The sequence below is a fragment of the Pedobacter sp. 10L46_2 genome (assembly GCF_056395165.1).
Map to the genome: position 1 here is coordinate 18,688 of NZ_JBFTIZ010000009.1, position 9,793 is coordinate 28,480.

Here is a 9,793-nt window from a genome sequence, read left to right on the forward strand (position 1 = left end):
TTGAGTTCTTATTAAATTACGTTAATTTACGATGATTGTTCCTAATGCTTGCTGTACGTCTAGTTTCGAAGAAAGCAGGCTGTATAATGAGTTTAAATAATTAAGCTGTGCAGCGCGCAGATCTGTTTCTGAGGTCATCAGATCCAGATAAGTTTTAATCCCCTCATCGTATTGAAGTTTAATGGTATTGTACACCTGTCTGGAGATATCAACGTTTGACCTTGCTGTTTTCCAATCGTTCAGATTTGCTTTATAAGTAGCCATTGCTTGCTCATATTGTGTATTGATCTGGTTTTTAGTGTTCAATAGATCAAGGTCAATTCTTTTTTCCTGCAATTCAGATTTTCTGATTTCCTGAATTCTTTTGGTTCCCTGAAAAATTGGGATACTTAATTTTAACCCGAATACAGAGCTAGGGAAAGATTTATCGTACAGATTGCTAAAGTCATTATTTAAATAATTGTAACTATAGTTTATAAACCCAGAAATTGAGGGCAGGTAGCTCCATTTATTATAGCTCGTATTTAAATGCTGCAATTGCTTTTGGGTTTGCAATAAACGATACTCAACCCTGTTCTCATAAGCCTGTTGTGCATTAGTGTCTATAAGAATGCCCTGTTCCATACTGTCGGACTTTAAGTTAAGACTAAAGTCTTTATCAGTACCATATCCAATGATCTCTTTAAGATAAGCGTATTTATATTTAAGCAATTCCTCAGTTCTCTTTTTATCTGCTTTGGAGTTGCTTAAGCTAATTTGTGCACGCTGAAAATCTGTTTTATCTACCAAGCCTTGTTCATACTGAGCAGAAGCATCTTTCAGTTGTTTTTCTAAACGGGCTATGTTTTCATTTATAATATTTAACTGCTCTCCGCTTGTAAGGATATCAAAATAGGCTTTACTTACATCTACAACGGTATTTATTTTAGTATTTTCTGTACTTTGCTTGTACTGTTGTCTGTAATATTTAGATGCTTTTGATGCCTGGATAAGACCTGCGTTTAGGAATTGTTGGTCGGCCTGTAGAGTTAGCGCTGAGGTATGCTTGGTACCAAAGGTAATGTAGTTGGTTTCACCATTCGTAGTAAGCGCATTTACCTGTTGCTTTAGGTTGTTATTATAATTTGCATTACCACTAATCTGGGGGAACCAACCCGATAGTGCAGATTTGATATCGCGTTCGCCAATCTCTTCATCGATCTGAGATTGCTTCACGCCCGGTCTGTTATTTAGTGCATAATCTATCACTTCCTGAAGTGTAGCATTGCTGAGCTGTTTATCATTGTTTACCGTTTGTGCTGCTAATTTTTCGGGCAGCAAGGCAGGTAAACCTATAAGAAGCATTACGAGTAATTTATGAATTTTCATATTTAAAAGGGGAATTGAGTATAGTTAAAGCCATTATATATATTATTGTCTTTTAATTCCGTCCCAAACAATCTGCACCACCTCCGTAATGTCCTCTTCAGAGTATATCATATGCTCTGATAATCTGAAGTTTGCAGCCGCAACTAACGTGCCTCTTATTGTTGGTCCGAGCAATCTTGGGTCTATTTTTTTAAAATATTCTCCATCTATTCCAGCTTGAAAAAAAGCGATTACTTTTTCTTTAAACAAAACACTGTCTTTTTCGGGGAAATTCTTTGCAAAAGGAGAGTTTATATATTGTTCAAGAAAGACCATTGCAGATTCATTTTTTATATAAAAGTTGTATTGGTTGATCATGAATCTGAAGAAACGATCCTTATAAGATTTTGATTCATCGTAGCCTTCAAGTATGGCTTCTGCCAGTTGATCTTTGGTTCTTATATAAAGCTCAACTATTAGTGTTTCTTTTGAATCAAAATAATGATATATGGTTCCTGCGGCTACATTAGCATGTTTCGCAATCTGACTCATAGGTGCACCATGAAACCCGTACTCTTTAACGAGTAGTAATGTGCTATTTAAAATAGCCTCGCGTTTGCTGTTGAAATTGTTTAATTGAACGTTCATTCGGTTACAAAGAAGATGAATATTTGACAGATATATAAATATATAAGCAGAATGTTACATATAAATGATTTATTGTTGATATAGAGAAATATCACTTTTTCCTGTAATTTTACATTAGTTATTGCAACTAATTCTTGAAATCAAACTAACGCCTTATGAAAATTATTTTCAGTTTCTTACTTTCTGTTTTTGTATGTTTTTCTTGTCTGTCGCAAACTCAAAAGATTGAGCTAAAGCTAACTAAAGGACAAACTTATACCCAGAAAACTGTAGCCAATACCATCGTAAAACAAACAATGAATGGTCAGGCGATAAATATTGATTTGACCATAACCGGTCAAATGAAATATGTTGTTACAGATGATATCGCAGGCATATATAGTATGGATGTAAGCTATGTAAACTTGTCAATGAAAATAGTTCATCCAGGTGGCGAGTCTACTTTTGATTCTGAAAAGAATGATGAAAAAGATATTTTGTCTTCTGTTTTCGGTATGATGAAAAATAAATCTTTCCAAATTAAAATGACCAAGGCAGGTAAAATAACAGAGGTAAAGAATGTGGAGGCACTATATGCAGGAGTGTTTGAAAAGTTCCCCCAACTCACTGCTGAACAGAAAGAACAAATGCGGAGTAAGATTATGCAGTCGTATGGCGATAAGGCTTTTAAAGGTAATCTGGAAATGCTATCTGCGGTATTCCCAGATCGTGCAGTAGCAAAAGGTGATACCTGGAATGTAAAAACGGAATTGGAAGCTGGAATGTCTGCAACTTTAGACGGCGTTTATAAGCTTGATGAAATTACAGCAACAGAATTTGTTGTTAGTGGCGCATCTATGTTTGCCACAAAAAATAAGGATGTTTATACGGAAACTAATGGAATGCCAATAAAGTATAATCTGGCTGGCACTATGAATTCAGTTATTAAGATTGATAAGAATACAGGTTGGATAATTGAAGGAAAGATTAATCAGAATATTAAAGGCAGTATGGAGATTAAAGCAAATGATAAGATGCCTGAAGGTGTGACGATTCCTATGGAAATGACCAGTGATATGGTGTTTACAGATAAGTAGTTGTTTGATTTATTCTTGTAAGAACCTACCTTTATTCAACTTATAAATTAACACTTTTAATTCTCTCGTTTATGTTTAATCATTTCTTTTCCTTTAAAGGACATCTTTGTTCAATCAAAAAAGGAATCTGTAAGCCGTTGGGTGCTCTTTTGTTATTTGCTTTTATTTTCTCATGTAAAAAAGAAAAACCTGTATCTGCGGACGATGGTTCGCTTGAACCCCAACAGTTAATTAAAAATATTACCTCTGAACTCGCTGATGCTGATAGCATAAGTAATTTCATCAATGCGCTTAAAAAACTTTCACTTACTAAAGAGGAGGTATCAGATGGAATTACCGTGTTCGCATTTTTAAATGATGAAGTACCGGTTACTCCAACTATCGTTAGAGATCATATTATAAAAGGGTCGTTGAACCATTATGAATTATACAACAAAAGAATCTTTAGTGCTTTGAGTGGAAAGGAATTAAAGATTACTCGTGTTGCCGATACCATATGGGTAAATGGAGTGCAGGTGGGTGGTAAGCAAATCATATACAACGATAATGATGCAGTGCATGCAATAAAATCATCGCTGAGTCCTACAACCACAACTGATGAACTGCATACAACAACCATTGAAGTTACTGTATGGGATGGTTCTAAATGGAGTATTACGAAACCTAAAGGAGAGGTAATTTCTGGAGCAACAGTGAATCTTTATGCTTCGCAAAGGGATTATGCCAATGGGAAGGTAGCTTATAGCGAAAAAACAAATGCTACGGGCAAAGCAAGCTTAAAGAGACTGGCTCCAGGAAGGTACTATATTGAAGCCTTTTATAGTAACAAAACGAATACATTTAGAAATGCAGTTGAACCGAACAATGGCTTTTATATGGGGTACGCTATTTCGGGAATCTTTCAATCAGATACTGATGTAAATACTGCAGCAAAACAGAATAATGCAGCTCCAGGGAATTTTAAATGGGTAGACCTTAACAATGATGGCATAATTGATGGCAAGGATTATTATGGTTTACCATATGAAAGTACTTTAACTATTAGTGCCCTTACAAGAAAAACAGAGATTAGCATTGGATTTTTAAACAATAAGAAGCCTTAAAAAAAAGCCGGAATATTTTTATATTCGTGAAAACCGAATTATAAAACCTTTAGCTAATTGTATGAACCGCAGAAAATTTATTAATCTTAGTGCTATTGCAGGAGCAGTTTCTGTTGCGCCAACTACGTATGTGCTTGGAGAATCAGGATTATCAAAAGACAAAAAAGAAAAACGATATCAAAAAGGTGCCAGTCCGTGGCCTGTTTGTCTGGATACTGCTACTATAAGACCTGCATCGTTAAAAGATAAAGTAAAAATAGCTGCTAAAGCCGGTTACGATGCAATTGAACCATGGGATGGAGAATTGCAAGAGTACGAAGCAAAGGGCGGTAATTTGAAGGACCTTGGAAAAGAAATAAAAGACTTAGGGTTGTTTGTGCCAAGTGTGATTGGTTTATGGAACTCACTACCTGCCACACAAGAATTGTTCGACAAATCTTTGAAAGATACACGCAATCGAATGCGCATGGCTGCAGATATAGGCGCTCAGCATATTCAAACCATTCCTGATACAGCTGGAGATAACTTTAATCAGAAATGGATAGCGAATAGATATAAAGATATTATTGAAATTGGCTTAAAGGAATTTAACATTCACCCTGCCCTTGTGTTTGTAAAATATCAACCCGTAAAAACATTGGGCCAGGCAATGGGGATTGCTTTAGATGCTAATCATCCAAAAGCGATGGTAATTCCTGATACTTATCATATGTATATATCTGAAGGTGGTTTTGAAGGGCTGAAACTCATCAATGGCGATGCTATTGCTATATTCCAATTCTCAGACGTTCCTTCTTCCCCGGCAGCGGTTGCCGACTTGGGGGATAAAGACCGTGTTTTTCCCGGTGATGGAATTCTGCCTCTGCCACAGATTTTCAAAGACCTTAAATCAACAGGTTTCAAAGGCTGCATTTCTCTGGAGCTTTATAATCCCGAATATTATAAGCAGGATTTGCAAAAAGTAGCAGAAACAGGATTAAGAAAAACTTTAGAGGTGCTTAAGAAAGCAGGAGTATAGAGCATCTATCTGTAAAAATTTTATCTTAAATTGATATATACCAATATTAATAAAAGCTTAGATTTGATTGTTGGATAAGCTAGTAATGCTTTTTTGCCATTAAATACGCGCTCTTATTATGAGGTTTATATTGCTGTTGATTTTACTCTGTTTAAATTTTAGTGCTTTTTCTGAAATTTTTGTAGTGACCAGCAATGCTGATAGTGGTCCTGGTTCGTTAAGGGAAGCCCTTCAGAAGGCTGCAGCAAACGGTGTGGGCCAGAAAGATTATATTCATTTTAATTTGCCGGGCTCAACGGATGCTCAGAGAACAATTATCTTAAGTGCAGAGCTACCTAGAGTTACATCAAATTTAATAATTGACGCTACTACGCAACCTGGTCGATTCCTGGGAGTTAGTTCTTCGAAAATTATAATTAAACCAGATAGAAGTACTTATCAGGCCTCACTTTTATCTACAGCTGCATTTTTTATCGCGGAGGCACACGATGTTGAAATTTATGGATTTTATTTTACAGGTTTTTTTTACATCCGAGATCAGTATGGTAATTTCTCTAATGCACAATCTTGTGGTGTGTTCATAATATCTTGTAATAACATAATAATTGGAGCGCCACATAAGGGCAACATATTCACATATAATGATTACGGATTATTTGTTAGTGCTGTTAACGATAATTCATATTCAATGCAACTCTCTACAAATATTAAAGTTCGTTCAAATTGGATAGGATTAGAGGAAATGGGTAATTTTTATTCGCCTCCATGGTTTAATCCAACCGGGATGTTAATCAGTGGAGGCGTGGGCACTGAGGTTGGTGGATCCACAGAAGAAGAGGGAAATATTTTTGGGGGATATTTTTATCTTGGCCTTGGCCTTGGAGGGGAAGGAATTGTAGCTAGTAACAATAAATTTGGGATAGATATTAATGGCAAGACTGAGGGTGTTGTAAGAATTGAAGGGAGTGGCGAGGGGTTGATTTTTAAAGATAATGTGGCTAGCAGTTTTTATATTCAATTGAGCTATCTTAAAAATTTTAAGGTTACAGGAAATAAGGATTTAGTTAATATCGGAGTATTGTCATCTGATCTTGAATTGTATTTTTGTGAAAATGGTCAAATAGGAACTGATGATGATGCTGACAAAAATATTTTTCGACTCTCGTTAACAGCGATAAGTTCTTTTGGTGGAAAAAATATAGAAATTAGAAAAAATAGCATTATATGCACTAAAGGCGCTTATGCCGCTGTTCATGACGAAATGCCCGAAATTGAGGTGCTTGTTAATAATGATGCAGAATATTCTGGAAAAACTAACCCCAACGCTGATATTTATATTTATAATGACAATACGAACTGTGAAATCTGCAATCCTGTAGAATTTTATAAAAAGATAAGAGCAGATGCAATGGGCAATTGGAAAATTATCGGAGATTTTAGCAGAAATCGATTTGTTGCAAATAGCACATTAATTAAATCATCTTCGGAGTACACCCAGCCAGCAATTTTACCTAATAGTTCTGAATATCCTAATTCCATCATTAACCCAACCTGTGGATTGAAAAATGGCTCAATAAAATTGTTGAGTATAAAACATGTGCTGAAAATTGAGTGGTTTGATGATAAAAATCTAAAGATAGGTGAGGGAGCGGAAATTAAAGAATTAGGCCCTGGTAAATACCGTGCAAAATTATCTAATGGAAAGTGCTTTGTCAATTATGATAATATTTCGCTAATCAATTCGGAACCATTTTTTGATGACCAAAATTTACAAATCACAAATCCTGGTTGTGGAATTAAAAATGGCTCAATTGAAGGACTAATAGCGGGATCTACTGACGGAAAAGAGTTAGAGTTAAGGTGGTTCGATAAAAATAATATTGAGGTAGGGACGGAAAGCACTATTTCAGATCTCGGGCCTGGGGAGTATAGACTTATTGCTAAGGACAAAGAGAATTGCACTAAAACTTACGGCCCTGTTATTTTAACTAATCAAAGCGGCCCCTCCATTGACCTATCCAGCGCCATTTTTAAAAATGCAACCTGCGATGGCTCTAATGGTTCTATAACCAACGTTAAAGTAACAGGAACTGGAAATATTACTTACACATGGAAAAATGCTGCAGGAGTAACTGTAGGTAATACAAGAGACCTAATAAATGTTCAATCAGGCTGGTATGCTCTCGAAGTGAAAGACGGAACGGCATGCCCTGTTTTAGGATCTGCTCCCGTTCAGGTCAAAGAGATAAATGGAATTATTATTGATGAAGCCAAGGCTGTAGTTGTGCCTATTGCGTGTAGTGCATCAACGGGTGGAGTAAGGGGTATATTAGTTAGCGGGGCAATTACTTACAAATGGGTGGATGAAGGCAATCATGAGGTAGGGCATTCTCTGGATCTTACGGGAGTTGGTATTGGAAAATATCGTTTGTTAGCAAGTAATAATAGTGGATGCACCAAGCAAAGTAAGATGTATGAGATAAAGGAATTAGCTACTACACCGTTTGATGTATATGCTATTGGCGGAAGCAGTTCTTATTGTCATGAACCGAATGGATCAATTATTGTCGAGGTTAAAGGTATTCAGCCTCTAAAATTTAAATGGGTTAACTCGTCAGGAGTAACAGTTGGAAACTCGTCGATTTTAACTGCTACTGACGGAAAATATAAATTATATCTTACTGATAATAATAACTGCGAATCCTTCTACAGAGAATTTTCAATATTAAACGTTGATGAAGCTGTGATAAATCGTGGCGAAGAAAAAGTCACAAACGATCAATGCAATCTAGGCAAAGGAAGTATTAAAGCTCCTGGTATTTCCGGAATGGCTCCATATTATTATTATTGGTCGGACAGTAATGGTCAGTCAATCGGTTCTGGCCCGGTGCTTGAAAATATTTCCGCAGGTAATTATTCGCTTATGATTGGTGATGCACTTACTTGTTCGAGACAAACCATTCTGTATACTGTTTTAAATGAAGATAAAATCTTATCTCCTCCAATATTAAATGATTTAAAGATTTGTGCCCCTGGTGATGCTTTTATTCAGGTAATGCAACCCGGAATCGGCACTTATGTCTTATATAATGAAAATGGAATCCGTTTAGATCAAAGTGCCTCTGGGACTTTTAAGGTTAATATTATAAATAGCCAAAACTATCTTGTTAAACAAATTGTAGGATTATGTGAGAGTCCGGCTGCAAAAATAAGAGTTACTATAGAAAATGAAGGCTTGTCTAAATTATCAAATGCTATTTCTCCTAATAACGATGGGCTTAACGACTTTTGGCAAATACCAGATATGATAAATTATCCTGAAGGGACTGTGCTGATCTTTAATCGTTACGGACAGAAGGTATTTGCATCGACAGGATATAAGCAACCGTTTGATGGCCGACAAAATGGAAAAGATTTGCCAGTAGGTACTTACTATTACATAATTGATTTAAAACGAGCATGTGGTTTATTAAAAGGCAGTATAACTATTATTCGATAAAATTTCCTCTGTATCATATTAAAATTGCAATTTTACTTTTAACTCTTTAAACAAGTTTCAAGTATGCAGCAAATTATATTAACGAGCATTGGCTGGCTGGGTGTGGTCTTATGTACTGTAGGCTATTTATTATTAAGCATAAAACTGATAACTGCTGAATCGCTTACCTTTCAGTTGCTGAATATAATTGGCGGACTATGCTTAGTGGCAACAGCGGTGGACAGCAATGATATGCCAAACGCTGTTGCTAATGTACTCTGGATGTTCATTGGAGTATATGCTTTAGGACGCCAGTTAAGGACTCAGAGTACTGTCAGAAAAGATTAACGCCTCCATTCCCAAAATCTGATAAGCTTTACTTTTATAATAATCCAGCCTTTCTGCATAGGCCTTTTTATCGTTTTCTAAAGAAAGATAAAAATAAGCCCCATCAACCAGCACAAAAATTAAGTCTGCAGCGGCTTTAGAATCCTCTATTTTAATCAAGTTTTTTTCATTGCACCGCGCTATCATTGAAGCAAGAGCAAATCGAAGTGAGTCAAGTATGGTCTTATACTTTGCTTTAATCTTTTTTTCTCTGAATGCCAGAGCATAAAAGGTATAGAACAACCCATCATCAAAAAGCAGATTCCATTTTTTTGAGAAAAGCATTTCAATAGTTTTTCTTAGATCAGCAAGTGTAACTCCATCCTTATTTTTAATTGTATAGATTAACAGATACCTTTCAAGTATATAATCAATAAGGGCATAGGTCAGATCTTCTTTTGTTTCGAAGTAGTGAATAATAAGGCTTGGATTGATATCCATCACTTTCGCAATCTTGGCTATTGAAGTATTTTCGTAGCCTTCCGTTTTAGCAACCTTATAAAATATCTTAACAATTTCTAATTGTCTTGCCTCTTTAAGGCTCTTTCTACCCATGATAAAATTTATTCATCCAAACTACTCAAAAGTAATCTTATTTCGCAAATTTATTTTTATAGATTGAATGTATGTTCAATTAATTTATTAATTTAGTTCTAACCTACTGTTAACATTATAACAGGATCTTAGCCGCGCTCCGAATAGTATTTAGAATACCAAACCAAACAAACTTAATCTT

General features: G+C 35.7%; 8 protein-coding genes. 5 read left to right on the forward strand and 3 right to left on the reverse strand.

Going from position 1 to position 9,793, the window contains the following annotated elements; translation table 11 throughout:
* Nucleotides 1–21: 21 nt before the first annotated feature.
* Nucleotides 22–1,368: a TolC family protein gene (locus AC1DDX_RS02460; RefSeq protein ID WP_337716357.1), complete on the reverse strand. Its 1,347-nt coding sequence runs from the start codon at nt 1,366–1,368 to the stop codon at nt 22–24.
* Between the two features lie 42 nt (nt 1,369–1,410).
* Complete coding sequence (locus AC1DDX_RS02465; protein WP_172659431.1) at nt 1,411–1,995, reverse strand: TetR/AcrR family transcriptional regulator; 585 nt, start codon at nt 1,993–1,995, stop codon at nt 1,411–1,413.
* 155 nt (nt 1,996–2,150) lie between these two features.
* On the opposite strand from AC1DDX_RS02465, the gene AC1DDX_RS02470 reads away from it, so the two are divergent.
* From AC1DDX_RS02470 to AC1DDX_RS02490, 5 genes are all read left to right on the forward strand, one after another.
* On the forward strand, nt 2,151–3,071 hold the full coding sequence (locus AC1DDX_RS02470) for a DUF6263 family protein (RefSeq protein ID WP_337716359.1): 921 nt from the start codon (nt 2,151–2,153) through the stop codon (nt 3,069–3,071).
* Between the two features lie 71 nt (nt 3,072–3,142).
* The gene (locus AC1DDX_RS02475) at nt 3,143–4,174 is read left to right on the forward strand and encodes a fasciclin domain-containing protein (protein WP_172659433.1); all 1,032 of its coding nucleotides are present in this window, start codon (nt 3,143–3,145) and stop codon (nt 4,172–4,174) included.
* A 61-nt stretch (nt 4,175–4,235) separates the two neighbouring features.
* Entirely contained in the window at nt 4,236–5,192 is a 957-nt protein-coding gene (locus tag AC1DDX_RS02480) for a sugar phosphate isomerase/epimerase family protein (RefSeq protein ID WP_337716360.1), read from the forward strand.
* Between the two features lie 118 nt (nt 5,193–5,310).
* The gene (locus AC1DDX_RS02485) at nt 5,311–8,691 is read left to right on the forward strand and encodes a T9SS type B sorting domain-containing protein (RefSeq protein ID WP_337716362.1); all 3,381 of its coding nucleotides are present in this window, start codon (nt 5,311–5,313) and stop codon (nt 8,689–8,691) included.
* 63 nt (nt 8,692–8,754) lie between these two features.
* A complete protein-coding gene (locus tag AC1DDX_RS02490; protein ID WP_172659436.1) occupies nt 8,755–9,018 on the forward strand; it encodes a CBU_0592 family membrane protein in 264 nt (87 codons plus the stop codon).
* Here the strand turns inward: AC1DDX_RS02490 and AC1DDX_RS02495 are convergent.
* Nucleotides 8,986–9,612: a TetR family transcriptional regulator gene (locus AC1DDX_RS02495; RefSeq protein WP_337716364.1), complete on the reverse strand. Its 627-nt coding sequence runs from the start codon at nt 9,610–9,612 to the stop codon at nt 8,986–8,988. The genes AC1DDX_RS02490 and AC1DDX_RS02495 overlap by 33 nt on opposite strands.
* Between the last annotated feature and the right edge of the window lie 181 nt (nt 9,613–9,793).

Excerpts from the sequence above, each read along its gene's own strand:
- AC1DDX_RS02460 (WP_337716357.1), bottom strand. The coding sequence starts at position 1,368 with ATGAAAATTCATAAATTACTCGTAATGCTTCTTATAGGTTTACCTGCC.
- AC1DDX_RS02465 (WP_172659431.1), bottom strand. The coding sequence starts at position 1,995 with ATGAACGTTCAATTAAACAATTTCAACAGCAAACGCGAGGCTATTTTA.
- AC1DDX_RS02470 (WP_337716359.1), top strand. The coding sequence starts at position 2,151 with ATGAAAATTATTTTCAGTTTCTTACTTTCTGTTTTTGTATGTTTTTCT.
- AC1DDX_RS02475 (WP_172659433.1), top strand. The coding sequence starts at position 3,143 with ATGTTTAATCATTTCTTTTCCTTTAAAGGACATCTTTGTTCAATCAAA.
- AC1DDX_RS02480 (WP_337716360.1), top strand. The coding sequence starts at position 4,236 with ATGAACCGCAGAAAATTTATTAATCTTAGTGCTATTGCAGGAGCAGTT.
- AC1DDX_RS02485 (WP_337716362.1), top strand. The coding sequence starts at position 5,311 with ATGAGGTTTATATTGCTGTTGATTTTACTCTGTTTAAATTTTAGTGCT.
- AC1DDX_RS02490 (WP_172659436.1), top strand. The coding sequence starts at position 8,755 with ATGCAGCAAATTATATTAACGAGCATTGGCTGGCTGGGTGTGGTCTTA.
- AC1DDX_RS02495 (WP_337716364.1), bottom strand. The coding sequence starts at position 9,612 with ATGGGTAGAAAGAGCCTTAAAGAGGCAAGACAATTAGAAATTGTTAAG.